This is a genomic window from Methylobacterium oryzae, assembly GCF_036441375.1.
GTDB lineage: Bacteria > Pseudomonadota > Alphaproteobacteria > Rhizobiales > Beijerinckiaceae > Methylobacterium > Methylobacterium oryzae_A.
The window spans coordinates 112,909-137,004 of sequence record NZ_MLCA01000014.1; the positions used below are offsets into that span (position 1 = coordinate 112,909).

Consider the following 24,096-nt stretch of genomic DNA (forward strand, 5'->3'; position numbering starts at 1 on the left):
CCCCTAGGAGCGAAACAAACATGAGAAGCAAGCTCATCCTCGCCGCCGCAGCGCTTCATCTCGCGGCGGCGCCGGCCCTGTCCGATCCGCTGAAGGTCGGCCTGCTCATCCCGAACGCCATCGCGGAGGTCGGGTGGGACCACGAGATCGACAGAGGCGGCAAGGCGCTCGTCCAGACGTTCGGCGATAAAATCCAACTCAATTCGGTCACGGGCGTGCTCGAGGGCCCCGACGCGACCCGTGTCATGAACAAGATGGCTGCCGACGGCAGCAGGATGGTGATCCTAGGTGGGTTCGGCCAGATGAACGACGGCCTCCGCCTCGCCCGCAAGGATCCAAAGCTCAGCCTGCTTCACCTGGGCGGCTACATGAACGAGCCTAACTTCGCCACCCTCGCCATACGGCACTACGAAGGATCCTATCTCTGTGGGATGGCAGCCGGGTTCGCCACCAAGTCCAAGCAGCTGGGCATCGTGGCCGCGTTCCCGCTCCCGGAGGTACTGAACATCCTGAACGCCTGGGTGCTCGGCGCCCAGAGTGTCAATCCCGAACTGAAGCCCGTGAAGGTGGTCTGGTTGAATTCCTGGTTCGACCCGACCAAGGAGAAGTCGGCCGCCGAATCGCTCGTCACGCAGGGCTCGGATGTCGTGTACTCGCTGTTCCCGGGCACGGCGTCGACGGTGTCGACGGCCGAGCAGCTCGGCGTCTACGTCACGGTGACCATGTCCGACGCCAGCAAATTCGCACCAAAGAAGCACCTGTGCGCGGCGCAGGCGGATTTCGCGCCCGGTTTCGTGCGGAAGGTGCAACAGGTCCTCGACGGCAAGTTCCAAGGCGATGACACGTTCCTCGGGGTCAAGGATGCGTCCATGGCCGTAGCGGGCCTAAACAAGGATCTGGGCGAGGACCACAAGAAGGCGATCCTGGCCAGGCAAGAGGAGATCCGCACCGGCGGCTTCCAACCCTTCCAGGGGCCGATCATGGCCAACGATGGCAGCCAAGCCGTCGCTGCCGGCGCCGCCCTGTCGGATAAGGAGATCAAAGGGATGAACTTCCTCGTGAAGGGCGTGGACGCGAAGATCCCGGCCAGGAAGTGACGGACCGGGGAGCGGTCGACGAGGCGATCGACCCTCGATCCCGTTCCCCGCGCCTCGGCTACGCCGAACTGCTGACGACGTAGGCGCGAATCGTCCGGATCGCAGTGTCGGGGAAGGATCGACCAAAGCTGGACGAACGGGCGTTCCGGCCAGCCGCAAGGTGACCTTCCCGGAGCCGCGGGCGGGAGCCGGCTCGGGTACGCGACCGGGACCACCCATCGAGGGGCGGAGCTCGTCGCTTCGACGGAGGCGTGGGTCGTCGCCCGCTCGAATTCCCTTCCACCCCGCATCCCGCACGTCGACGTAGAGTGGCACAACGCCCCTGCCGACGTCCGGGCTGCGGGCGAAGTGGTCGGCGCGACGGAAATCGCCCATGCGGGCGCTAAGTCCGCATGGGCGTCGACACGGCGGCGTCCGATGGTGATAACCCCGGTCGCCGCGGACATCCACGCGATGCTTCCTGCGGTCCGGGTCCGGCGCGACCGCCGCGGTCGTCGCCGTCGGGATCGCGCGTAAGTCGCTCAATCAGGTTGGCTTCGTCATGCATCCATGCCGGCTGCCATAGAGCGATCCTTGCCCGGGATCGGCGGCGCCGCCCGACCGTTGGGCGAGCGCCGCCTGAGCCGGCAATCGGACTGCCATGGTCCTCGTCGGGCCTCTTGCTCGGCCCGACTGTCCGGATGCGCGGATCGAGAAAGGGTGGGTCAGAAGGCGACTTCCACGGCGAGCCCCTTGGACACCGCCAGATCGACCGCCGCCGAAGCCACGGCGAGATCCTGCAAGCCCACGCCCGTCCCATCGAAGAGGGTGATCTCCCCCGCGGAGGTCCGTCCTGGGTGATCGCCGTTGATCACGGTCCCGATCTCGACGATGGCGTCCGCCGCGAGGAGTCCGCTAGCCACCGCGTGTTGCGCCTCGCCGATACTCGTCGATTGCGCGACCTCGTCAGTGAACACCGTCGCGGCGGCGAGAAGCTCCGCTTCCACCTCCTGCTTGCCGCGCGTGTCCGTCCCCATGCAGGCGAGGTGCGTGCCCGGCCGGACCTGCGCGGCCTTCAGGATCGGCGCGAACGAGGACGTGATCGTGACGATGACGTCGGCCTCAGCCCCGAGCTGGTCGAGATCGACGACCTCGAACGTCACGCCGTGCTCCCCCGCTACCGTCGCCAGGCGGCCGAACATGCCGGGGTGCAGGTTCCAGGCGAGGACCCGCTCGAACGTCCTCTGTCCCAGGGCTGCACGGAGCTGGAAGGCAGACTGGTGCCCGGCGCCGATCATGCCGAGCACCCGGGAGTCCGGTCGCGCGAGGTGGCGGATGGAGATCGCGCTGGCCGCGGCCGTTCGTAGGGCGGTCAGAAGGTTGCCCCCCACCGCCGCGCGACAGCGTCCGGTATCCGCATCGAACAGGAAGACCGTCGACTGGTGGTTGGTCAGGCCCTTCGCAGCGTTGCCGGGCCAGAAGCCGCCGGCCTTGAGACCGAGCGCCAAGCTTTCCCGGTCGAAGCCCGACTTGAAGCCATACAGGGCCTCGGCATGGCCGATCGCCTCGCGGACGACCGGGAAGTTCCGGGCCGTCCGCCTCGCCATCGCGGCGAAGACCTTCTCGACGGCGGCGAAGCAATCCGCCGCCGTGACCAGGCCTTCGATGGCGCCCTCGGGAACGATGATCATGGGCGTCCTCTCCGTCCGGGCACGGGCCGGCGCCTCAATACGCCTTGCCGCGGGCTGAGACCGGCCAGAGCGTCTCGACCCGGCCGTTGCGGACGCCGACATACCAGTCGTGGACGTTGCAGGTCGGATCGCAGTGGCCGGGGACCAGCCGCAGCTTGTCGTTAACCTTCAGCTTGCCCTCCGGATCGTCGATCACCCCGTGCTCGTCCGAGCACTTGATGTACTTGACGTCGTCTCGGCCGAAGACGAAGGGCAGGCCGGAATCGACCGACTGGACCTTCAGGCCCGCGTCGCAGATCGCCTTGTCGGCCTTGGCGTGGCTCATCACGCTGGTGAGGATGAACAGGGCGTTCTTCCACTCGCCCGCATCGATACGCCGACCGTCCCGGTCAAGGATGCGCCCGTAATCGGCGTCCATGAACGCGTAGCTGCCGCATTGCAGCTCGTTGTAGACGCCGGATCCAGCCTCGAAATAGTAGCTGCCGGTGCCGCCGCCGCTGACGAGCTCCGGCTCGAGGCCCTCCCGGTTCAACGCCTCGACGGCCTCGCGCACCTGGGCGATGGCCGCGTCGAGCTTGGCCCGCCGCTCCTCGTAGCCGTCGATGTGCTGCATGGCGCCCTGGTAGGCCTGGAGGCCGGCGAAGCGCAGGTTCGGCGCGGCCGCGACGGCCTGTGCGATCTCCACCACGTCGGGCGTCGTCCTCACGCCGCAGCGGCCGGCCCCGCAATCGATCTCGACGAAGCAGTCGAGCTGCGTGCCGTGCCGCTGCGCCGCCGCCGAGAGGTCGGCGACGTTCGCCACGTCGTCGAGGCAGACGATGATCCGTGCGCCGTGGAGCGGCAGCCGCGCCAGCCGGTCGATCTTGCCGAGGTCGCGCACCTGGTTCGAGACGAGGATATCCTTGATGCCCGCCCGGGCGAAGACTTCCGCCTCCGAGACCTTCTGGCAGCACACGCCACAGGCGCCGCCAAGCTCCTGCTGGAGCTTCAGGACGTCGACGGACTTGTGCATCTTGCCATGGGCCCGGTGGCGCATCCCGTGCGCCTTGGCGTAGTCGCCCATCTTGCGGATGTTGGCTTCGAGTGCGTCGAGGTCGAGGATCAGGCAGGGCGTCTGGATCTCGTCCTCGCGCATGCCGGGCAGCGCGGGGACATCGAAGCCGACCTCAGGCTCGGCGGTCCGGGCGTATGCGTTCATTCCTGTGCCTCCCTTCGTTGCCAAGGCAACTTGTCGAGATCGACGTTCCCGCCCGTGATGATCACGCCCACGCGTTGTCCGGCGAAGACGGGACGGTTCTTTAACACCGCCGCCAGGGCGACGGCGCTGGACGGCTCCATGACGATCTTAAGCCGCTTCCAGATCAGCTGCATCGCCGCGACGATCTCGGCCTCGGAGACCGTGAGGATGTCGGCGACGTGGTGGCGGACGAAGTGCCAGGTGAGGTCCTTCAGCGGCACCTTGAGCCCGTCCGCGACCGTCACCGGCGCGTCGTCGGCGATGATCCGACCGGCCTTCAGGCTGCGATGGGCGTCGTCCGCCTGCTCGGGCTCCGCCGCGTAGACGGCGATGTGCGGGGCGAGACCAGCCAGGGTCAGGCAGGTGCCCGACACCATGCCGCCGCCGCCGATCGGGGCGATCACCGCGTCGAGATCCGGGACCTGCGCGATCAGCTCGCGGGCGCAGGTCGCCTGCCCGGCGATGACCCGGGGATCGTTGTAGGGGTGCACGAACTCCGCGCCGGTCTCGGCGACGACCTCGGCGAAGACGGCCTCGCGGGAGGAGGTGGACGGCTCACACTCCACCACCCGGCCGCCGTAGCCGCGCACGGCGTCCTTCTTCGCCTGGGGCGCGGTACGCGGCATCACCACCGTGCAGGGGATGCCGCGCCGGCCCGCCGCGTAGGACAGGCAGGTGCCGTGGTTGCCCGAGGAGTGGGTCGCCACGCCCCGGGCGGCCTGCGCGTCGGTGAGGCTGAAGACGGCGTTCGAGGCGCCCCGCGCCTTGAAGGCGCCCGCCTTCTGGAAGTTCTCGCACTTGAAGAACAACTCGGCGCCGGCGGCGGCGTCGATGATCCGCGAGGTCATGACCGGCGTGCGATGGATATGCGGCCCGATGCGCTCGTGGGCGGTGAGCACATCGTCGAGGGAGGGGATGCGCGAGGTGTCCATCGCGGTCAAGCGGCGGCGCGCAGGCCAGGCGCCGCTGCACCCCGGTAGACCGCTTGCGCGGCGGCGACGCCGGAGCCGAGTTCGATGCGCAAACCCAGATCGACCATCGCCATCTCGGCGGCCGCGATGCCGCTCAGCGCCATCACTTCGGTGAGGCTGCCGAGATGGCCGATGCGGAACACCTTGCCGGCGACCTCGCCGAGCCCGACGCCGAAGGCGACGTCGTACTTGCGGGCGGCATGGGTAACGATCTCGGTGGCGTTAAAACCCTCTGGCGTGCGGATCGCGCTGACGGTGTCGGAGTACAGGTCCGGCCGGGCTGCGCAGAGCTCCAGGCCCCAGGCGGCGACGGCTGCGCGGATCCCGTCCGCGATGCGGCGATGCCGGGCGAAGACGGTCTCGAGCCCCTCGGCGAGGAGCAGCTCCGTCGACAGCTTCAGGCCGTTCAGGAGGCCGACCGCGGGCGTGTAGGGATAGGCGTCGTTCGCGTAACCCTTCGCCATGTCGCGGACGTCGAAGTAGGTTCTCGGCAAGGTCGCCTGGGCGGTGGCATCCATGGCCTTGCCCGAGAAGGCGGTGATGGCGAGGCCGGCGGGCAGCATGAACCCCTTCTGCGAGCCGGCGACGGCGACGTCGACGCCCCATTCGTCCATGCGGAAATCCATGGAGGCGATCGAGCTGACTCCGTCGACCAGCAGCAGGGCCGGATGTCCGGCCGTGTCGAGCGCCTGCCGGACCGCAGCCACATCGGACTTCACGCCGGTGGCCGTCTCGTTGTGCGTGACCAGGACGGCCTTGATCGTGCGGGCCTTGTCCGCCGAGAGGATCTCCGCGAAGCGGTCAGCCGGGAGACCCTCGCCCCAGGTCGCCTCGACGACCCGAACGTCGAGGCCGTGACGGCGGGTCATGTCGATCCAGCGGTGGCTGAACATACCATGGCGGGCCGCGAGGACCGCATCGCCCGGGCTCAGGGTGTTGGAGAGCGCCGTCTCCCAACCGCCCGTAGCGGTCGACGGGAAGATGAACACATCCGCGGCATTCGACTTAAGCACCTTCTTCACGCCGGCCAAGGCGGGCTGCAGGATCTGGCCGAACAAGGCTGAGCGATGGTCCAGCGTCGGCATGTCGGCAGCGCGACGCAGGACTTCCGGCATGTTGGTCGGACCGGGGATGAAGACTGGGTTCTGCGCAAACATTGTCGGCGTGCTCCTCCGCTGCCGATACGGTAACACGGCGTCCCACCAATTGAAATTTTTTTGAAAAACTTTTCCATTTGAGGAATCATCCCGAAAAATCAATATTTTAAAAGAGGTTGCATTTTTTCGTTGAACGGAAAACACTTTCACGATAGTCGAGGCTGGCATTGGCCGAGCGAAGGATGCCGTTGTGGAACCGGGATTTCGCCGGAGGGGTCGGCCGAAGGGGATGGGTGGGTCCAAGCCTGCCGAGACGATTCAGGCTCTGGATCGGGCCCTCGACGTGCTCGACCTGCTCGCGGCGGGGGACGGCCTAACCCTGTCTGAGATCGCCGGCCGGCTCGATCAGTCCGTGGCGACCATGCATCGGGTCCTCGCGACCCTGGAGCGGCGGGCCTTCGTGGAAATCGGCTCCGACCGGCAGGAATGGCACGTGGGCGCCGAGGCCTACCGCCTCGGCTCGGCCTTCCTGCGTCGCAGCAACGTTGTCGAGCGCAGTCGCACGATGATGTGGACGCTCATGCAAAAGACTGGCGAGACGTCGAATCTCGGCGTCGAGAAGGATGGCCGCGTTCTCTTCGTGAGCCAGGTCGAGACGCACGAGACGATCCGCGCATTCTTCCCGCCGGGATCGCTGTCCCCGCTCCACGCCTCGGGCATCGGGAAGGCCTTGCTCAGCACCTTCGCGCCGTCGCGGATCGACCGGCTTTTCAAGGGAAAGCAGCTGGAGCTCTTCACGGACAAGACCCTCGGATCCCTCCGCGGGCTTCACGACGAGATCGAGGCGACGCGCGGACGCGGATACGCCGTCGACGACGAGGAACGGACCACGGGGATGCGCTGCGTGGCCGCCCCCATCCTCAACGTCCACGGCGAGGCGATCGCCGGCATATCCGTTTCCGGTCCGACGCACCGGCTGTCGAACCGGAGGATCGGCGAGATCGGCGACTTGGTGCGAGACGGGGCGGCCGCGGTATCGCGGCTCCTCGGTGCCCCCCGCTGATACGACGGGTCCCGCCTTCGCCAAGATGAATGCGGGGCTATCGCTCCAAGGCACCAAAGGCTTTCAAATGCCGACTGCCAATGAATGTCGGGTGATCCGGCTATCCGGGCTTGGCTGTGGAAGAAGATAGTCCTCTTCCGCGCCGTGCCCGGTTCTCCGTGTCGCTCCCGCTCCAGGCAGTCGACCTCGCCAAGCCCCTTCCCCGCGAATGCGGGTTGTCGAGACGTGGGTCGGCGGTGCGCCGTGCGCTCCCGTCTCGGCCCAGGGGACGCAGCACGCGCTCCTGCTGTCATCGCGCGACGTGCCTTTGCACCAGCCCGTCGAGGATCCCACGCCGGCCGTCCGCGGTCCCTGCGCCCTCGACGAGGGAACGTCCCCCCGGGCGGTGCGGGCCGCGTTGACGTCGGCGTGAAGGTGTAGGCCGCACCACACAGGCAGACGAGCTGCGATTGCGAGCGGCAATTGCGCTTGTCCACGTAGCCGCGGCCGGGCCGGGCGCAGTCTGCCGGGTATGAGCGTCAGGCCCGCCCTCCCCCGACCGATGGAGCGAACGGCCCGTGATCCGTTCGAACGCGGCACCTAACGCTCTGCCGGACCCGTAGCAGACGGACGCCGCCGGCCACATGCGCCAGCGTGTCAGATGAGCGACCGGCGGCTCGTACATGACGCGCTCGAACCGCGCGGCGAAGGTGGAGAGCCACGTCCCGCGTCTTGCGTGCGATCGCCCAACATCCGGCAACGGGCGACATCGCCGTTCATGGAGTTCAGCGCCAGCCGCATCGGCGGTTGGGCATGGCCGCGAGCCAGCCGCCGCGAGCGACGCCCTACTTCGATGCACCCTCAAGGCCTCGGCCAAGAGGGCCTGAGCAAGAAGCTCGGCTAGCGAGGCGCCGCCCGGCGTCGGCACGCTCAACTCCCGCATCAAGCACCGCGCCCCGGCCGATAGCCGGGCCTTGCCGGCATCGCCGGGATCAATGCCGACGAGGACGACCGATGGATCGGCGGCGAGCAACGTGTCCGACCCGAAGTCACCGAAGTCGAGGAATCAGGTATCGGGAAGAATGGGGTAATGCCCGCAACCTTCGGTTAAGCACCCGTCCCGACCTTCTAAGCCCACCGCTTGTGCGGCCGAGCCGCCGCACCTAGAACATAGACGGAACGGCGGAGCTTCACCCTGGCCAGGCGCGACGACCAGCGGCAGACGATCTCGGTTCGGCACCGCCTGACGCCGGCCGACCACGCGCGCCTCGACCCGCTCCGCCGCGAGCAGGCCACGCAGACCCGCCTCGCCTACGTCCGTGCCGCCGTCCCCGACGGCACCGCCGTCGAGAACGGCCGCACCGTCACCGCCTGGGCCATGGTCGCGGAGACGGCCGTGCGCCACGCCGTGCAGGCGCTGTGGCCTGCGGTCGTCGGCGACTCGCGCACCCTCGGCCACGCCGTGCAGGCGCTGTGGCCTGCGGTCGTCGGCGACTCGCGCACCCTCGGCCACGTCGTGCGCCGCGACCTCAGTGCGCGCAAGGCCACGCCCGACGGCACCGCCGTGTTCGGCTCGCGCCAGGAGGCGCGCCGCAGGACCAAGGGCTTGATCAGCCACGAGGAGATGATTCGCACGCGGCTGCTGCCGCTGTACCTGTGCGGCGACCGGGTCTGCCGCGGCAACGCCGCCGCCAAGCTGGTCATGCACGATGCCGGCGGCACCGAGATCGCCGCGCCCGCGGCGAATCAGGACCCGCTGCCGAAGAAGCGCGTGCGCCCGCTCAAGGAGATGACGAAGCGGCCGCGGCGCTCGCACGAGCGACCGGGCGCATGGCTGCGGCACGCCGCGCCTGCGGGTGCCGTTCTGCACGACGCCATGCCGGAGGGCACCCGCGTCACCGTCCTGCGCCTCGCCCTGCGAGAAAGCGTGCTGGTGGTGCCGCTGACGAACCACCGCGGCAAGCAGGGGCGACTCCTCACCCGCGTGGCATGGGCCGGGAGCGCCGGACTCGCCAACGTCACGATCAAGGTCGACGACGAACGGGTGCACGTCACCTTCGACCCCGCCGCGGTCGCCGAGCACCCGGAGCGGAAGCCTCCGACCGCGTTCGTGCCGGGCCGGGTGCTCGGCATCGACCGCAACCCGAACGCGCTCGGCGGCACGGTGCTCGACGTCGCCAAGCGCGAGAGCGTGGCCCGGCCGGACCTGCCGGGCGCGGTCGTCGACCACCTGCTCGTCGTGCCGAACCTCGACCGCTACGCGAGCGCCGAGGCGGCGGCCGAGGCGATGGCCAGGGCGGCCGCGGCGTTCGTCGCCCTGGCGCGGAAGAACCGCTGCGGCACAATCGTGGTCGAGTCGCTGAAGTTCGGCGGCGGCCGGACGCGGTCGCGCCGGCTGAACCACCTGCTATCGCGTTGGTGCCGGAGAGATTCCTCCAGAACCTGCGGCGTCGGGCGAGTCTCGCCGGCATCCGGGTGCTGGAGGTGTAGGCGGGGTACTCGACCATGGTCAGAACGTCCTCTACGACCTGCCGGACGCGTGCGCGTCCGGCGCCGAGATGGCCCGCCGCCACCGCGGCGGGAGAGAAGCCACGGTTCCTTCCGGCCTACGATGCAGGCCACGTCCTGGGCAGGTTGAGGAACCTGCCGCCGGCGCCCCCCAAGGCGCCGGACCGACGGAGGGAAGGGACCCGGGCCGCGAGCCGCACGAGCCACGAGGCGCGCATCACGCGCCTTCTGGCGCGGGCGGAGCATGTCGCGGGCTGGAAGGAGCTGCACCGGGCACTATCCAAATCGGGCGTTCGGGCCCGTCGGCCACATCCCACGCGATCGTCCGGTGTCGCGGTGGCCGTACGCCTGGGCCCCTCCTTGAGGGGCCGGTGCTTCCGGCAGCGATGCCGGAGGCCAGACGAAACGCGGGGCCTGGGGTGAATGGCTAGGAGCCTCGCCCGGCACAACCATGAACTGTGCTCGGCCTTGGCCTCAGAAACCATCACCCCAAGTTTCCCGATTTCCGAAGAATCTGCCGACGCTTCCCACCGGCGCGGACGGGAACGGCCGCGTGGTCTTGCCATGAAGCAGGAGTGTCACGTCGCCCGCGGTCAGGCGCCTGGGCCCGGCGTGGTCCACGGCCTGAATTCGGCAGCTTCTCGCCGCGATAGCGAAGCACCGCATGCCGTGCGCCGCCGGGTGTGCGAGTGCCCGGTCACCCGCAGCATCCGGTCCGCGAGAGCCGTAGCCAACGGCTCGCGACGGCGAGGATCCATGCGGCTCGGACGCCGGTCGCGAAATAATCATCGTTCGAACATGGTCGACCTACGCGCGCCGGCATGGCTCGCTGCCATTGCCGCGACGGAACACCCATAAGGGTTTCTCACGCCACTCGGTGATTGTCCGCGAAGTGCACGCATCTTGTCCAAGGGCCCGGCTAGAGCTGCTCCCGGTCAGGTAGCGACGGCCAAGTCGTTCTCGTAGCCAGCTGCGGCGAGGTAGTTGCGGCACTCTTGCGGCGTGAAACGGGTGAATGCCTGACGGATCGCCGCCCAGAGATCCGGGATCGTGCGAGCAGCCGCGCTGCGCAACAGCGCCTTCAGCTTTGCGAACACTTGCTCGATCGGGTTGAAATCAGGGCTGTAGGACGGAAGGTAGAGCAGCCGCGCTCCTGCGGCCTCGATCGCATCCTTCACGCTGGCGACCTTGTGAGCTGGCAGGTTGTCCATGATGACGATGTCGCCGGACTGCAGCATCGAGACCAAGGTCTCGGTGACATAGCTGCAAAAGCGCGTGCCGTTCGTGGGGCCATCCAACAGCGCGGTCGCGCACAGCCCGCTCGTGCGCAGGGCGGCCGTGATGGTCGTGGTTTTGTAGTGGCCAAATGGAGCCGCAAGCCGGCAGCGCTCGCCGCGTGGGGCCCAACCGGAGCGCCGCGCCATGTTGGTGGCGGCCGCCGTCTCATCCAGGAACACCAAGCGGTCCGGGTCGAGCTCGGGCTGGGCCTCGAACCACGCCTCGCGGGCCGCTCTTACGTCTTCACGCTCCTGCTCAGCTGCGTACGTCGCCCCTTTTTCCAGCTGATCCCGTGCCGCTGGAAGAAGCGCGATAGACCGCTCGTGCTGGTCTGCACGCCCTGCTCAGCCAGTCGGTCGCGCAGTTCGCGCAGGAAGAGACGCGGCTCCTGCTTGGAGGTCGCCAGGATCAGCCCGGCATGCGCCTCAATGCGCTTCGAGGTGTGATCGCCGCCCATCGGCTTGGGCGCGACATGGCCCTCTTGGTGGGAGCGCTGCGACCAGCGGCTGGCGCTGGAGACGCTGACCCCAAAGCGAGCTGCCGCTCGGTGGCACGAGGCACCTGCCGCCACGGCAGCCACCACACGCTCGCGTAAGTCGACGGACAGAGGTGAAGGCATCGGCATGCTCCTTCACCCGGCAACGCGCCACCCGCTAACCCGTCGCCATCAGCCCGGGATCGGCTCTAGGTCGACACCACCCGCCCGCCGCGCAACATCAACTGCGTCCGCCGGCTTGGGTCGCGGGAGTTCGACCACCAAGCCCTACAGCGCGCGAGATACTGTCGTCCGCCCTCGGGGACGCCGATGCACCGGTACCGACTCGCTCGGCACGATTTGGCTCGTCGTCTCCGTGGACATCCCGATCGTTTTCCAATGCGAGCGCTTCGTAGCGCAGCGGACGCCACCGACCTCGACCGTCGACGCTCCAGCCGAGCGCGGATGGACGCGTGAGTTCGCTCCGGCGCAGATGGTCCTAGGCGGCCGTCGCAGGGAGAGAGCCATGTTCGCCGTCATCGAAACACCCTAGCGCAGAGAAGCCCCTATACACCGGGTGCTCCCCAACCTTGCGTTATGATGAAATAATAAGCATTAATGTGCCGCAAAAATCGGCGTTTAGCTCACGTGATGAGCGACAGCCTGACCGGTTCGCATGAATGGCTCGCGCCCTCGATACCTCCTTCCTCCCTGATCCGCTTGCAGCGGGCCTATGGCCTTGGATTGATCTCGTCGAGATGGCCGGGGTTGGAATGGGCGCCAAGCTCCGGATGACGGCTGAAAACACCGTGGCGCTTCTTCGGCGCGAGTTGCGGATGACGCCCCCGATTGAAACCGCGTTGCTGGATGCGCTCCACGCCTCCGATACGTTGGCCCGAGACCTCGACCGGACAAGCTTCTTCCAGACCGAAGCTAGAACCGACGCCCTGTTGGCCCTTCATGCCCTAGTCCTGTGGCTACAAGCTGCCAAACTCCAAAGCGGAGACGAATTGTACGAAATTAGTTTTCCTGGCTGATGGATCGGATCGCGGGGATCAACCAAGCTCGCTTCGCATCGGGGCGGATCACGCCCAGCGACCGGTCAAGATCGAACGCTGCACCACCGCCACGACCGAGCGCAACCGGCTGCGAAGGACGAACGGTAAGGCTCGCCGAGAGGCGGCTGTAGCTGACAAGAAGCGCGGTTGCGGCCGGAACGAGGCCAAGGTGGAGGCCCACATGGCGAAGCGTCGGGAGTAGCAGGACCGCGACCACGCCACCCAGGATGAGGGTCAAGCGGCGGGCACGGAGATGCGCAAGGAGCGGCGCGTGTGCCGGGACAGCCCGAAGGCGACCGTGGGAGAGCGTCGGATGAAAGCCGACATGATGGGTTTCGGGCGCTTGCGGATCGACCCCGGCCGGGAGATACCCGCCGACGCGGAGAAGCCCCGGCTCACCATCCGCATACCGGCATGGCGCGGGGCCAGGTCCGGCTGGTCGTGATCGTGCCGGAGCGCGAGCTGGGTCATGACCCGCTGGAAAGCGGGCGGTTGCTGCACGAGGCGCTGCGGCACCTGCCGGCACGCGCCTCGGCGCGGTCGAAGCGGCGCGAGCAACCGGACTGCAGGTGCGCGGGCAGGACCTCGGCTCGCGCAACCCGTCCTGCGACGACCGCGGCATGGCCACGAAGCCGGTGCGGACCCCGCCTCGACATGCAGGCGATGAAGCGCGCCCAGGCGAGCGTGGCTCGCAAGGATGAGGCCCGGAAGAAGGCCGGCGGGGGCAAGTGCCGGAGCGTCAAGGCCGAGCTCCAGCGGGCGGCGATCCTGCGCATCGCCGGCCGCGGGGCTAACTGGGCGAGGACCCGGGCGCAGCAGGACGTGGCGCTGATGATGCGCTACAGGCCGGTGCTCGTCGCCACAGACCCGAAGCGCATGATGCCGTCGCTGCTCAAGCTCGACGGTCCGGCCGTGCGCCGACGTCCGGATGGAGGAGAAGTCGAGGGAGGGGGGCATCTTCTTCGACGCAGTGTCCGATCGACCCTGGAAAGGAGCGCCTCGGCCTAGTCGCCTCGGCCGTGGCGTTCCTATGCTCCGAACCACGGGCGCGTTCCTGAGGGTCGACGGCGGTTCCGTCAGGACCACGGGCGGGTGAGGCGTCCCTCGTGGAACAGCGGCCGCTCGGTGGTGGCGTGCGCACCGAACGGCTACGTACTGCGAGTTATGCCAGCGTGCGGACCTTCGGTTCGCGGTCCCAGTAGCGCTTCTTCGCCGCCTCGACGAAGCCGCCGAGGTCGGTCACGCCCTCGTCCGCCTCCACGCCCGCCTTGTCGAGAAGCGACTTGGCGGCGGCGTTGTGGCCGATCGCCTTCAGGTGTCCGAACGCATCCATCACCCACTGCACCGCAGCCGCCTCCTTCACGAGCTTGCCGGCGGCCTTCTCGGCGAGGATCACCGCGCAGCCATCCACCGTCACCGAGGGCTGGCCGAACAGTTGCGCGTCGGCGGCGATGGACGATCCGTCCGAGAGCGGCACCTTGCCGACCTTCGGTGCGATCGTCATCGCATGGCCACCCGCCGCCTTGATCGCCGCCTTCAGCGACTGCAACTCGCCCGCATCCGTCCCGTCGGCGATCAGGATGCCGATGGTGCGCCCTTCCAGCGTGTGCCGTTCGAGGGGGCCACGGATGATGCGCAGGGCCGGCGACGGCGCCATGTCCAGGACAGGCGCGGCGGTCGGCGAGGCGGCGGGCAGATCCATCGCCAGCCCGTCGGCGACGCGGGCCGCCAGATCCTCATCGACGTTGCGCAGGTTGGCGAGCATCGCCACCCGGATATGCTCCAGGCTGACCTTGGACAGCTCAAACACGAGCGCGGAGGCGATGTGCGCCTGTTCGGCCGGGTCCATCGAGCGGAAGAACAGCCGCGCCTGGCTGTAGTGGTCGGCGAAGCTCTCCGGCCGGATGCGCAGCTTCTGTCCCTCCTCGTCCGAGGGGAAGGTCTTGTAGCCCTTGGACGCATCCTCACGGGCACCGCCCGGCTCGCCGGCCCGGGCGAGGCTGTTCGGCTCGTAGTTGGCGCGGCCCTTTGGCACCGCCATCTGCATATGGCCATCCCGCTGCTGGTTCATGAACGGGCAGCCGGCGGCTGAGGCCCGCCCCTTGGCGGCGTTGATCGGGAGCTGGTGGAAGTTGACCGATCCCAGGCGCGAGAGCTGGGTGTCCGTGTAGCTGAACAAGCGGCCCTGCAGCAGCGGATCGTTCGAAAAGCCGATGCCCGGCACGACGTGGCTCGGCACGAAGGCCGCCTGCTCGGTCTCCGCAAAGTAGTTGTCCGGGTAGCGGTCGAGCACCATGCGCCCGACGATCCTCACCGGCAGGACCTCCTCCGGGATGATCTTGGTCGCGTCGAGGACGTCGTAGGGCTGGCTGTTGGCGAAGGCCTCGTTGAACAGCTGCACGCCGAGCTCCCAGGTCGGGTAGTCGCCGCGACCGATGCGCTCGAACAGGTCGCGACGCTGGAAGTCCGGATCGGCTCCGGCGATCTTCACCGTCTCGTCCCAGATGGTCGAGGCGAGGCCCGCCATAGGCTTCCAGTGAAACTTGACGAAGGTGCTCTTCCCGTCCTTGTTGATGAACCGAAAAGTGTGGACGCCGAAGCCCTCCATGTTGGCGAAGGTGCGCGGGAGCGTGCGGTCGGACATGGCCCACATGATCATGTGGGTCGACTCGGGCATGAGACTGATGAAGTCCCAGAACGTGTCGTGAGCGGTGGCCGCCTGCGGGTAGCCGCGGTCGGCCTCCATCTTGGCGGCGTGGATCAGGTCCGGGAACTTGATCGCGTCCTGGATGAAGAACACCGGGATGTTGTTGCCGACGAGATCCCAATTGCCCTCGCGGGTGTAGAACTTGACGGCGAAGCCGCGCACGTCGCGCGGCGTGTCGATCGAGCCGGCGCCGCCCGCCACCGTGGAGAAGCGGGTGAACACCTCGGTGCGCTGACCCTTTCGTTGAAACAGGTCGGCGACGGTGATGTCAGCTAGGCTGTCGGTGCACTCGAAGTAGCCGTGCGCGGCGGAGCCGCGGGCGTGGACGATCCGCTCCGGGATGCGCTCGTGATCGAAGTGGTTGATCTTCTCGCGGTAGACCTCGTCCTCAAGCAGGACCGGCCCACGGGGCCCGGCCTTGAGCTGGTTCTGATTGTCGGAGATCGGCGTGCCGTGATTGGTCGTCAGCACGGGGTGATCCGCATCGGCGATCTGATGTGTCTCGCCGCCGTGGCCGGCATTGAGTGAGGTCAGTTCGGTCATGGCATCGCTCCTTGGCTGGGGCCAACCAAAATCGGGGCCGTAAGTTTCACCCGTCATGCGATCGTTGCGACGGAACTGTCGCGGTTAGGCCGCGCGCCCTCCGACGAGCTGATCGCGATCGAAGCAGCAGGTCCGCTTCGCTTCTGTCGCCGCCCGGAGGCAGACCGGCGGCATGCGGCCAGACTACGTCACGCTGGCGTCGCCATCGTAGGTGGGACCAGACATTCATCTTGGCGCCCATCTCGGTGGTTCGCGGCCTTCCCGTTCGAACCCAATCGCGGACATCCGGACGCGAAGGCGTAAACTCGCACACCCTGATTCATGAGGGCTGGAATCGTCCCGCGTTACCTTGGGACGTTCGCCCGCGGGCGCTGTAGAATCACTGAGACGGCTGCGTGGTCCGATCCGTGAAGGCGACCCAGTGAGCTTCGAGGAAGACAGGCAGGCCGATCCGTCGGCCGCGCAGACGCCGACCCCGGAGTTCGGCGGCGGCTCGCGAACCAGAGAGCCGCGTTCCTGCGCGAGGGGAGCCGGCCGGTCGCCTCGCGGCTGCGAGACCTCAGCGCCCGGCGAGATGCGGTGAAAGGACGGCGCGAGGACCTCATCGCGGCAGTCGCGGCGGATTTCGGCCATCGTGCCTGGCAGGAGACGCTCGGCTTCGACATCCTGTCGACGGTGAAGACGATCGACTACCTCAGGCGAAACCTGCCGGGATGGATGCGCCCGGAGCGCCGCCGGGTAGCCCTGCACTTCCGGCCCGGCGCGGCCTGGGTGGGGTACGAGCCGATCGGCGTGGGTGGACCCGTGTCGCCCTGGAACTACCCGATCGTGTCGGCGCTGTCGCCGCTGGCGACGGCGCTCGCTGCGGGCAACCGGGTGATGCTCACTCAAGCCTTCGGAACTCGCCCCCCCGCACTGCCGCTGCGCTGGCCTCTCTGCTCGCCGGGATCGTCCCGCCCGACACCGTTTCGGTGACCCAAGGAGATGGTCAGGTCGCCCAGGCCTTCACGGGGCTGCCGCTCGATCGCCTCGTGTTCACCGGCAGCACGGTCGTCGGCCTGCTCGACGACCTACTCGCGGGCGGGTCGCGGCGAGGCCACCGTTGACAAGATCGACACGAGGGCGCTCGTCGAGGAGCTCGCCGTCCTGTTCAGCCCCCCCGAAGGGTTCACCATCTCGGCGGATGCTTGCCTGCCGACGCTCGAAGCGGCCAGGCCGCCGCCCCCCAGGCCTAGCAGAACCTGATCGGCAACGCCGTCAAGCGTCACGACCGGCCGGCCGAGGTCATATCCGGGTCGAGGCGAGGCCCCCGGGGAACGCGGTCGAGTTCGTCGTGACCGACGACGGGCAGGGCATCCCTGAGCAGTTCCGCTAACGCGTCTTCGGCATGTTCCAGACGCTCAAGCCCCGCGACGAGGTCGAGGACCGCGTCATGGGGCTCGCCATCGTGCTCAAGCTGATCGACCGCCAGGGCGGCGAGGTCTGGCTCGCCGACGGGCCGGATGGGCGCGAGTTGGCGGTGCATTTCACGTGGCCGCTCGACGGTGGGAAGGGGGGGACGGCTGGGCTCGACGTTTAACATCCTCCTGGTCGACGACGAGGTCGACGTCCAGGGACTCAAGCGCGTCTTCTTGAAGAGCAAGATCGGCAACCCGATCACCGTCGCCCGCGACGGCATCGAGGCCTTGGAGTTCATGCGCGGGGAGAACGGGCGCGAGCGCCGGCCGAAGCCGCACCCGATCCTGCTCGACCTGTACTTGCCGCGCATGAACGGCATCGAGTTCCCGGGGGCGTTGCGCACCGATAAGGACCTGCGCGCGGCGGTGGCGTTCATGATCACCACGTCGAAGGCCGACGAGGACCGGATGCGCGCGTACGGCCACAACGTCGCCGGCTATATCGTCAAGCGCGACCCGGCCAACACCTTCATGGAAGCGGTCGCGCTGCTGGGGCATTATTTGAAGGTCGTGGAGTTCCCCGCCTGAGCCCGAGCCCGACGACCCCGACCCGGATCCTGCTGATCGACGAGGACGCCGTCGACCGGGCTGCCGTCCGGCGGGCGCTGGCGAAGTCCGGCCTCACGCATACCCTTACCGAGGCTTCCGGGGGCGACGGGGGCCCGCGCCTCGCCACCGAGGCGACCTTCGACTGCATCCTGCTCGCCTACCGGCTGCCGGGCATCGACACCTTCGCACTGCTCAGGACCCTGCTTGCGGCCGGGGGTTCGGGCGCGTGCGGTACTGATGCCGACCGGCGAGGCCGACCCCGACCGGGCGACCCGGCTGATGCGGGCCGGCGCGCTCAGTTACCTCGACAAGGCAGAGGTCACGCCCTCCAGCCTGGTGCGGGCGATCCGCTACGCCGAGGCCCGGCTGCCCTTCCAGGCGGAGCTCGCCGCGGCACGGCTCGAGGCGGGGGCGAAGTCCCTTAAACTCGATACCCTGAACCGGCAGAAGTCGCTGCTGTTCTCGATCATCGCCCACGACCTGCGCAACCCGTTCCAGGCGCCGCTCGGCGTGTCCGAGGTGCTGAGCAAGGCCGTCGCGGCGCGCGACGCGGCGTCCGTCGAGCGCCGGGCGAAGGGCATCCATGAGGCGGCGACGCAGACCTACGGCCCGCTGAAAAGCCTGTTCTCCTAGGCAAGTCTGCAGATGGACACGATGACGGTCAGCCTGACCGACGTCGACTTAGACGCCAAGGCCGCCGAGGTGGTAAGCGGCGCCGCGGAGGCCGCCGCAGGCAAGGGGTTGAGCTTAGAGTTCTCCCGCGGCGGCGTCGTCGTCCGCGCGCAGCGGGACATGCTCGACACGGTGCTGCGCAACCTCATGGGCAACGCCGTCAGGTTCACGCTTCCCGGCGGGACGATCCCGGCCGCCGCGACGGCGACGAGGTCGAGATCTCGGTGACGGACACCGGGTTCGGCATGCCGCCTGGCAAGGTCGACGATCTGTTCCGGCTCGACCGGCGAACGACGACCAACGACACGGCGGGCGAGCGGGGAAGCGGGCTCGGCCTGCTGCAGTGCCGGGACCTCGTCGAGCGCCAGGGCAGCGTGCTCGCCGTGACCAGCGCCATCGACCGCGGCACGACCTTCCGGTTCCGGCTGCCCGCGTCCCTCTTGCCGGGATCGGTCCCGTCCGCCGCCGTTCCGGCATCCTGACCGTACCCGACGACACTGCCGGTCCGCAGGTGACATCGACGCCGCCGGCCCGAACGAAAAATCGCGTCTGCCTCGCCGCCTCGGCCTGAGTTGTCAGGTATCGGACATCTTTGCGTCAGGAAGTTTGCTACTGGACAACCCAACCGCCAGCGCTGCGACCCTCCCCCGTGAAAATCCGTACCTTGCCCACCATCGACGGCAACCTGTTGCTCGAAGCCCTCGATGCCGACGACCGGGCCCTGCTCGCGCCGCACGCCGAGCGCCGCGACGTCCGACGCGGCGACGTGTTGTTCCGAGCCGGCGATGACGTCAGCCACGTCACCTTTCCCGCGCACCATTGTGTCGTCACCCTGGTGGTGCCGCTCACGGACGGGAAATCCGTCGAGACCGCCACGGTCGGTCGCGAGGGCGCCATGGGCGGCGTCGTCAGCCACGGCTACCTGCCGGCGTTCGGGCAGGCGGTGGTCCAGGTCGGTGGCCCGGTCATCCGGATCGACGCCGCGCGCCTGTCCGAGGCCAAGCAGGCCTCGAAGGGCATCCGCGACCTGTTCGTGCGCTACGCCGACTGCCTGCTCGCGCAGGTGCTGCAGTCGGTCGCCTGCAATGCCGCCCACACCATCGAGCGGCGCTGCCTGCGCTGGCTCCTGACGCTGCAGGACCGGATCGGTACGCCCGAACTGCCGGTCACCCACGAACTCCTGGCCGACATGCTCGGCGTGCGCCGCGCCTACCTCACCGAGGTGCTCGGGCGCATGCAGCGCGACGGCCTGATCGCCATCGGCCACGGACGCATCACCCTCCCGGACCGGGCGCGCGCCGAGGCCGGCTCGTGCGAGTGCCACGCCGCGGTTCGGCGGCACTTCGAAGAGGTGATGGGGGCCGTGTACGCGCCCGGCGGTCGCATCGTCGCCGTCGATGTCGGCGACCCGGACCGGTTGAAACCGCCGTCCGTGCTCGTGAAGGACGCCACTCCGTGAACCAGGTCCTGCGTCCCGCCCGGATCGAGGAGGACGCGCGGCTCGCCGCGCTCGCCGCGTTCGACATCCTCGACACCCTGCCCGAGCGCGGCTTCGACGACATCGTCCATCTCGCGCGCCGCCTCTGCGCCGTGCCCGTCGCCCTGGTCAGCCTGATCGACCGCGACCGCCAGTGGTTCAAGGCGCGCGCTGGCTTCTCGCCCTGCGAGACCGACCTCGACCACTCGGTGTGCAAGTTCGTGCTGACCGAACCCGGCGTCCTGCAGATCCCGGACCTGACAGGCGACCCGCGCACCCGCGCCAACCCTCTGGTGACCGGCGAACCGCACCTGCGCTTCTACGCCGGCGCGCCCCTTCGCACGCCCGAGGGGCAGGTGCTCGGCAGCCTGTGCGTGATCGACCACGTCCCGCGCCCGGGCGGCCTCTCCCCGGAACAGGTTGCGGACCTGGAGGCGCTCGCCCGGCAGGTCATGGACCAGCTCCTGCTGCGCCGCTCTATGTCGGATCGGGACCGCGCCGTGCGCCAGGGCGAGGCCGTCGCCGTGACCCTGGCCGGCGTCGCGGCGGCGGGGGGCGACCTCGACGAGAGCTTCCGGGCTGTGCTGGCGGGCGCGATGCGCGCCGTCCCCGCCGCCGACGCCGGCACGGTCGAGATCCGCCAGGGGGATTTTCTCGTCTATCGCGCTGTTACGGACGGCCTCGCACCGCATCTCGGCCTTCGCGTCCCGCTTCGGGGAAGCCTCGCGGGTGCCTGCTACCGGGAAGGCGTCCCGCTTCTCGTCCGCGACGTCCTGAGCGATGACCGGGTCGAGCCCGAACTGGCCGAGCGGCTTCACCAGCGCTCGTGCATGCTGGTGCCCGTCCGCCGCGGCGGTGTCGTGGTCGGCGTCCTGAAGTTGCAATCGAGCCGGCCGGAAGCGTTCGCGGAGGCGGATTTGCAGGTGCTCGGCGTCCTCGCCGGCTCCGTCGCCTCCGGCCTTGCAGAGGCTGGCGAGCGCGCCGCCAACCGAGCGGCCGCCCTGACCGAGTACCGGCGCCGGGCGGTGTTCGACAGCGCACAGGACTACGCCATCATCCTGCTCGACCTCGGCGGCCGGATCACGGACTGGAACGCGGGCGCGACCCGCATCCTCGGCTGGCGTCCCGAGGAGATGTGCGGCGAGACCGCCGACGCCTTCTTCACGCCCGAGGACCGGCGCGACGGCATCCCGGCCATGGAGATGCGGTCGGCCTTGGAGACGGGCACCGGCGTCGACGAACGCTGGCACCTACGCCGCGATGGCGAGCGGTTCTGGGCCAACGGCGAGATGATGGTGTTGCGCGACGAGGCCGGCGCGGCCATCGGCTTCGTGAAGATCCTGCGCGACCGGACGGAGCAGAAGGAGGCCGCCGCACGCCTCCAGGAAAGCCAGGACCGTTACCGGCTGGCGGCCCGGGCGACGAACGACGCGATCTGGGACTGGAACCTCGCCACCAACGACGTCCTGTGGAACGAGGCCCTGACCGAGGCCTACGGCCATGCACCCGAGACCGTCGAGCCGACCGGCGAGTGGTGGATCGCGCAGGTCCATCCCGAGGATCGGGCGCGCATCGACGCCTCGATCCATGCCGTCATCGACGGCTTTGGCACGACCTGGACGGACGAGTACCGGTTTCGCCGTGCCGATGGCTCCTACGCGCACGTGCTCGACCGCGGCCACGTCATGCGCGACGCGGACGGCCGGGCCTGCCGCATGATCGGTGCGATGCTCGACCTGACCGCGCGCAAGCGGTCGGAGGATGCCCTTCGTACGAGCGAGCGCCGCCTCGGGCTTGAGCGAGGTCTGCTGGAGGCGATCTTCCGCCAGGCCCCGGTTGGGATCTCCATCGCCGGGGCCGAGGACGGCATGCCGTCCTCGCTGAACGCCAAGGCCGAGGAGATCCTCGGCCATGGGCTCGGGACGGAGGGCGATGCCCGCTACGTCTCGTACGGGGCCATGCACCCGGACGGTCGCCGGTACGAGCCCGCCGAGTACCCGACCCTGCGCGCCCTGCGGAAGGGCATGACGGTGCGCGGCGAGGAGATGCGCTACCGCATATCTGGGACGGGCGAGGTGCGCCTCCTGGAAGTTTCGAGCGGTCCCGTGCGCGATGCCGAGGGTACGATCCAGGCCGCGGTGACCGTGCTGGTCGACGTCGGGGAGCAGCGCCGGGCCGATGCCGAGACGCGCCGGCTCGCCGCCCTGGTCGAGCAGAGCCAGGACTTCATCGGCCTCGCGGCCCCCGACGGGAGCGTCGACTTCGTCAACGAGGCAGGCCGGCGCCTCATCGGCCTAACCGACCTCGCTGCGGCCCGGGCCATGCCCATCGTGGACTACTTCGTGCCGGAGGAGCGCGCGCGCGTCCTCGACGAGGTGTTGCCGGCGGTCGAACGGGACGGCTTCTGGGAGGGCGAGCTGAACTTCCGGCACGTGGTCACGGGGGTGGCGGTCCCGGTCCTGTACAACCTCTTCCCCGTGCGCGACGCCGACGGGCGCAAGCTCGGCTACGGTACCGTCACGCGCGACCTCACGGAACAGAAGCGGGCGCGCCAGGCCCTGCAAGCCAGCGAGGCGACGCTGCGTGCCGTGCTGGACACGGTGCCGGTCGGCATCCTGTTCGCGGAGGCTCCCTCCGGCCGCATCGTCGCCGGCAACCGGCGGTTGGAGGAGATCTTCCGCCATCCCGTCCTGCCCTCGCCCGACGTCGAGAGCTACGGCGAGTGGGTCGCCTTCCACGAGGGCGGTCGCCGGGTCGCTCCGGAGGAGTACCCGCTCAGTCGCCTCATCCGGGACGGGTTGGAACATGCCGAGATGCGCTGCGAGTACCAGCGCGGCGACGGCACACGTGTCTGGATCGAGATCACGGGTGAGCCGATGCGCGACGAGGCCGGCGCGGTGGTGGGCGCGGTCGTGGCGGTCGCCGACATCGACGCCCGCCGCCGGGCCGAGGAGCGACAGGAGCTCCTCAACCAGGAGCTCTCGCACCGCATGAAGAACCTGCTGGCGATGGTCCAGGCCATCGCCGCCTCGACGCTCCGCGGCGCCACCGACATGGACGCGGCGCGCGAGGTCCTGGGCAGCCGGCTGGTCGCGCTCGGCAAGGCGCATGACGTTCTGCTTGGGGGCGCCGCCGAGAGCGCCTCCCTGGCGGCTGTGGTCCGGGAAGGCGTCGGCGTTCAGGAATCGGCCGGCCGGCGCGTCGCGTACGAGGGCCCGGACGTCGAGATCGGCGGCAAGGCCGCGCTGTCCCTGGCCCTGACCCTGCACGAGCTGACCACGAACGCGGTCAAGTACGGCGCGCTGTCGGTACCGGACGGCACGGTGGCTGTGACGGCTGCGCTGATCGAGCCGGAGGATGCGCCGCGCCTTCGCATCGCCTGGACCGAGCGCGGCGGTCCGCCAGTCGTGCCGCCGTCGCGAAAGGGGTTCGGATCGCGCCTGATCGAACGCGGGCTCACGGCCCAGGTCAACGCCAACCTCTCGCTCGACTACCGCCCGGAGGGCGTGGTCTGCATCGTCGAGGCGTCACTGGCCGATTTCCAGGCGGTCGCTTGACGCCGCTAAGCAACGAAGGGCCGGACGGGCCGTTGCCGCTTGCCATGACCGATGCCCCGAACGCGAAGATGGCCCTGGTGGTCGAGGACGAGATGCTCTTCCGCCTGGACGTCCGCGACCTCCTCGAAGCGGAGGGCTACGCCGTGGTTGAGGCCGGCAATGCCGCTCAGGCACTCGAACGGCTCGACCACGGGGTTGTTCTGGTGGTGACCGACGTGCGCATGCCGGGTCGGATGGATGGCTTGGCGTTCGCGCGCGAAGTCACCCGCCGTCGGCCGGACGTGGCCGTCGTCGTCGTGTCGGCGCAGGTGACGCCGCGGCCGGGCGACCTGCCCGACTACGTGCCTTTCGTTGAACGGCCGTTCCTGGAGAGCTACTTCCGCGACGCCGTCCATCGGGCCATGGTGGCAAGGAGAGCAAGGCGATGATGCCGTCGAATATCTCGCCCTTCGAGCGGCACGAGCTCTCGGCCAGACCAAAGGACGCACCCGACCTTCGTCCCGGTGCCCTCGAAGGCGTTGGTCTCCGAACGGACGGCGGATAGAGACCGAGGCCATGAGCATCGAGGATCGGGGGAGGTCGAGCGGCTGCGCCGGCGCGAGGGCGAGTTGGTGGCAGCGGTCAAGTGCCTGCGCGCCGACCGGGAATCGGATGCTTCCTCGATCGCGAGCGAAGCCGGCGTCGGGACGCTCAGGCTGACC

General features: G+C 68.9%; 21 protein-coding genes and 2 pseudogenes. 15 read left to right on the forward strand and 8 right to left on the reverse strand.

Annotated features, from left to right (window positions below; genetic code table 11):
* Positions 1–20 precede the first annotated feature (20 nt).
* Positions 21–1,097: a BMP family ABC transporter substrate-binding protein gene (locus MOTC310_RS24225; RefSeq protein WP_331303606.1), complete on the forward strand. Its 1,077-nt coding sequence runs from the start codon at positions 21–23 to the stop codon at positions 1,095–1,097.
* A gap of 704 nt (positions 1,098–1,801) precedes the next feature.
* Here MOTC310_RS24225 and bhcD read toward each other — a convergent pair.
* Genes bhcD through bhcA form a run of 4 tightly spaced genes read right to left on the reverse strand, consistent with a single transcriptional unit; the run spans position 1,802 to position 6,132 of the window.
* Positions 1,802–2,767, reverse strand: a complete 966-nt coding sequence (gene bhcD / locus MOTC310_RS24230) for an iminosuccinate reductase BhcD (protein ID WP_331303607.1) — start codon at positions 2,765–2,767, stop codon at positions 1,802–1,804.
* A 34-nt stretch (positions 2,768–2,801) separates the two neighbouring features.
* The gene (gene bhcC / locus MOTC310_RS24235) at positions 2,802–3,965 is read right to left on the reverse strand and encodes a 3-hydroxy-D-aspartate aldolase BhcC (protein WP_331303608.1); all 1,164 of its coding nucleotides are present in this window, start codon (positions 3,963–3,965) and stop codon (positions 2,802–2,804) included.
* Entirely contained in the window at positions 3,962–4,936 is a 975-nt protein-coding gene (gene bhcB, locus MOTC310_RS24240) for a beta-hydroxyaspartate dehydratase BhcB (protein ID WP_331304103.1), read from the reverse strand. The genes bhcC and bhcB overlap by 4 nt, the downstream gene beginning before the upstream one ends.
* A gap of 5 nt (positions 4,937–4,941) precedes the next feature.
* Positions 4,942–6,132, reverse strand: coding sequence for an L-aspartate--glyoxylate aminotransferase BhcA (bhcA, locus tag MOTC310_RS24245; RefSeq protein ID WP_331304104.1), 1,191 nt, complete (start codon positions 6,130–6,132; stop codon positions 4,942–4,944).
* A 190-nt stretch (positions 6,133–6,322) separates the two neighbouring features.
* Here bhcA and bhcR point away from each other — a divergent pair, with 190 nt between their 5' ends.
* Complete coding sequence (gene bhcR, locus MOTC310_RS24250) at positions 6,323–7,135, forward strand: HTH-type transcriptional regulator BhcR (protein ID WP_331303609.1); 813 nt, start codon at positions 6,323–6,325, stop codon at positions 7,133–7,135.
* A 1,375-nt stretch (positions 7,136–8,510) separates the two neighbouring features.
* On the forward strand, positions 8,511–9,752 hold the full coding sequence (locus MOTC310_RS24255) for a hypothetical protein (RefSeq protein ID WP_331303610.1): 1,242 nt from the start codon (positions 8,511–8,513) through the stop codon (positions 9,750–9,752).
* Between the two features lie 805 nt (positions 9,753–10,557).
* Here the strand turns inward: MOTC310_RS24255 and MOTC310_RS24260 are convergent.
* Positions 10,558–11,519, reverse strand: a protein-coding gene (locus MOTC310_RS24260) for an IS630 family transposase (protein ID WP_331303611.1) whose coding sequence is annotated in 2 segments (ribosomal slippage) — positions 10,558–11,171 and positions 11,171–11,519 — 963 coding nt in all. Because the reading frame shifts where the segments join, the coding sequence is not laid out codon by codon here.
* 536 nt (positions 11,520–12,055) lie between these two features.
* Between MOTC310_RS24260 and MOTC310_RS24265 the strand changes: the two genes are divergently transcribed.
* Complete coding sequence (locus MOTC310_RS24265; protein ID WP_331303612.1) at positions 12,056–12,412, forward strand: hypothetical protein; 357 nt, start codon at positions 12,056–12,058, stop codon at positions 12,410–12,412.
* Here the strand turns inward: MOTC310_RS24265 and MOTC310_RS24270 are convergent.
* Together MOTC310_RS24270 and MOTC310_RS24275 are read right to left on the reverse strand one after the other, a co-directional pair.
* Positions 12,396–12,671: a hypothetical protein gene (locus tag MOTC310_RS24270; RefSeq protein ID WP_331303613.1), complete on the reverse strand. Its 276-nt coding sequence runs from the start codon at positions 12,669–12,671 to the stop codon at positions 12,396–12,398. The genes MOTC310_RS24265 and MOTC310_RS24270 overlap by 17 nt on opposite strands.
* Positions 12,668–12,949, reverse strand: coding sequence for a hypothetical protein (locus MOTC310_RS24275; protein ID WP_331303614.1), 282 nt, complete (start codon positions 12,947–12,949; stop codon positions 12,668–12,670). The genes MOTC310_RS24270 and MOTC310_RS24275 overlap by 4 nt, the downstream gene beginning before the upstream one ends.
* A 138-nt stretch (positions 12,950–13,087) precedes the next feature.
* Between MOTC310_RS24275 and MOTC310_RS24280 the strand changes: the two genes are divergently transcribed.
* Entirely contained in the window at positions 13,088–13,441 is a 354-nt protein-coding gene (locus MOTC310_RS24280; protein ID WP_331303615.1) for a hypothetical protein, read from the forward strand.
* 154 nt (positions 13,442–13,595) lie between these two features.
* Here MOTC310_RS24280 and MOTC310_RS24285 read toward each other — a convergent pair whose 3' ends face one another.
* Positions 13,596–15,683 (reverse strand): catalase, encoded by a 2,088-nt coding sequence (locus tag MOTC310_RS24285; protein ID WP_331303616.1) that lies wholly within the window; start codon positions 15,681–15,683, stop codon positions 13,596–13,598.
* Positions 15,684–16,175: 492 nt separating this feature from the next.
* Here MOTC310_RS24285 and MOTC310_RS24290 point away from each other — a divergent pair.
* From MOTC310_RS24290 to MOTC310_RS24335, 10 genes and pseudogenes are all read left to right on the forward strand, one after another.
* Positions 16,176–16,658: pseudogene (locus MOTC310_RS24290) on the forward strand (aldehyde dehydrogenase family protein); the annotation flags it as partial.
* Positions 16,655–16,789 (forward strand): hypothetical protein, encoded by a 135-nt coding sequence (locus MOTC310_RS24295; protein WP_331303617.1) that lies wholly within the window; start codon positions 16,655–16,657, stop codon positions 16,787–16,789. The pseudogene MOTC310_RS24290 and the gene MOTC310_RS24295, both read left to right, overlap by 4 nt.
* Before the next feature lie 281 nt (positions 16,790–17,070).
* Positions 17,071–17,262 (forward strand): hypothetical protein, encoded by a 192-nt coding sequence (locus tag MOTC310_RS24300; protein WP_331303618.1) that lies wholly within the window; start codon positions 17,071–17,073, stop codon positions 17,260–17,262.
* Positions 17,186–17,668, forward strand: a complete 483-nt coding sequence (locus MOTC310_RS24305; protein WP_331303619.1) for a response regulator — start codon at positions 17,186–17,188, stop codon at positions 17,666–17,668. Before MOTC310_RS24300 ends, MOTC310_RS24305 begins: the two co-directional genes overlap by 77 nt.
* Positions 17,669–17,926: 258 nt before the next feature.
* Positions 17,927–18,322, forward strand: a complete 396-nt coding sequence (locus tag MOTC310_RS24310) for a histidine kinase (protein ID WP_331303620.1) — start codon at positions 17,927–17,929, stop codon at positions 18,320–18,322.
* A 12-nt stretch (positions 18,323–18,334) separates the two neighbouring features.
* On the forward strand, positions 18,335–18,589 hold the full coding sequence (locus tag MOTC310_RS24315; protein WP_331303621.1) for a histidine kinase: 255 nt from the start codon (positions 18,335–18,337) through the stop codon (positions 18,587–18,589).
* A pseudogene (locus MOTC310_RS24320) lies at positions 18,565–18,843 on the forward strand (sensor histidine kinase); the annotation flags it as partial. The gene MOTC310_RS24315 and the pseudogene MOTC310_RS24320, both read left to right, overlap by 25 nt.
* A 167-nt stretch (positions 18,844–19,010) precedes the next feature.
* Entirely contained in the window at positions 19,011–19,820 is an 810-nt protein-coding gene (locus tag MOTC310_RS24325) for a Crp/Fnr family transcriptional regulator (RefSeq protein ID WP_331303622.1), read from the forward strand.
* Entirely contained in the window at positions 19,817–23,395 is a 3,579-nt protein-coding gene (locus tag MOTC310_RS24330; protein WP_331303623.1) for a PAS domain S-box protein, read from the forward strand. Before MOTC310_RS24325 ends, MOTC310_RS24330 begins: the two co-directional genes overlap by 4 nt.
* A 32-nt stretch (positions 23,396–23,427) precedes the next feature.
* Entirely contained in the window at positions 23,428–23,823 is a 396-nt protein-coding gene (locus MOTC310_RS24335; RefSeq protein WP_331303624.1) for a response regulator, read from the forward strand.
* Positions 23,824–24,096: the final 273 nt, after the last annotated feature.

Bases quoted from the DNA above. Each gene is read 5' to 3' on its own strand.
- MOTC310_RS24225 (WP_331303606.1), top strand. From the start codon at position 21: ATGAGAAGCAAGCTCATCCTCGCCGCCGCAGCGCTTCATCTCGCGGCG.
- bhcD (WP_331303607.1), bottom strand. From the start codon at position 2,767: ATGATCATCGTTCCCGAGGGCGCCATCGAAGGCCTGGTCACGGCGGCG.
- bhcC (WP_331303608.1), bottom strand. From the start codon at position 3,965: ATGAACGCATACGCCCGGACCGCCGAGCCTGAGGTCGGCTTCGATGTC.
- bhcB (WP_331304103.1), bottom strand. From the start codon at position 4,936: ATGGACACCTCGCGCATCCCCTCCCTCGACGATGTGCTCACCGCCCAC.
- bhcA (WP_331304104.1), bottom strand. From the start codon at position 6,132: ATGTTTGCGCAGAACCCAGTCTTCATCCCCGGTCCGACCAACATGCCG.
- MOTC310_RS24265 (WP_331303612.1), top strand. From the start codon at position 12,056: ATGGCTCGCGCCCTCGATACCTCCTTCCTCCCTGATCCGCTTGCAGCG.
- MOTC310_RS24280 (WP_331303615.1), top strand. From the start codon at position 13,088: ATGCAGGCGATGAAGCGCGCCCAGGCGAGCGTGGCTCGCAAGGATGAG.
- MOTC310_RS24285 (WP_331303616.1), bottom strand. From the start codon at position 15,683: ATGACCGAACTGACCTCACTCAATGCCGGCCACGGCGGCGAGACACAT.
- MOTC310_RS24300 (WP_331303618.1), top strand. From the start codon at position 17,071: ATGTTCCAGACGCTCAAGCCCCGCGACGAGGTCGAGGACCGCGTCATG.
- MOTC310_RS24305 (WP_331303619.1), top strand. From the start codon at position 17,186: ATGGGCGCGAGTTGGCGGTGCATTTCACGTGGCCGCTCGACGGTGGGA.
- MOTC310_RS24310 (WP_331303620.1), top strand. From the start codon at position 17,927: ATGCCGACCGGCGAGGCCGACCCCGACCGGGCGACCCGGCTGATGCGG.
- MOTC310_RS24315 (WP_331303621.1), top strand. From the start codon at position 18,335: ATGGACACGATGACGGTCAGCCTGACCGACGTCGACTTAGACGCCAAG.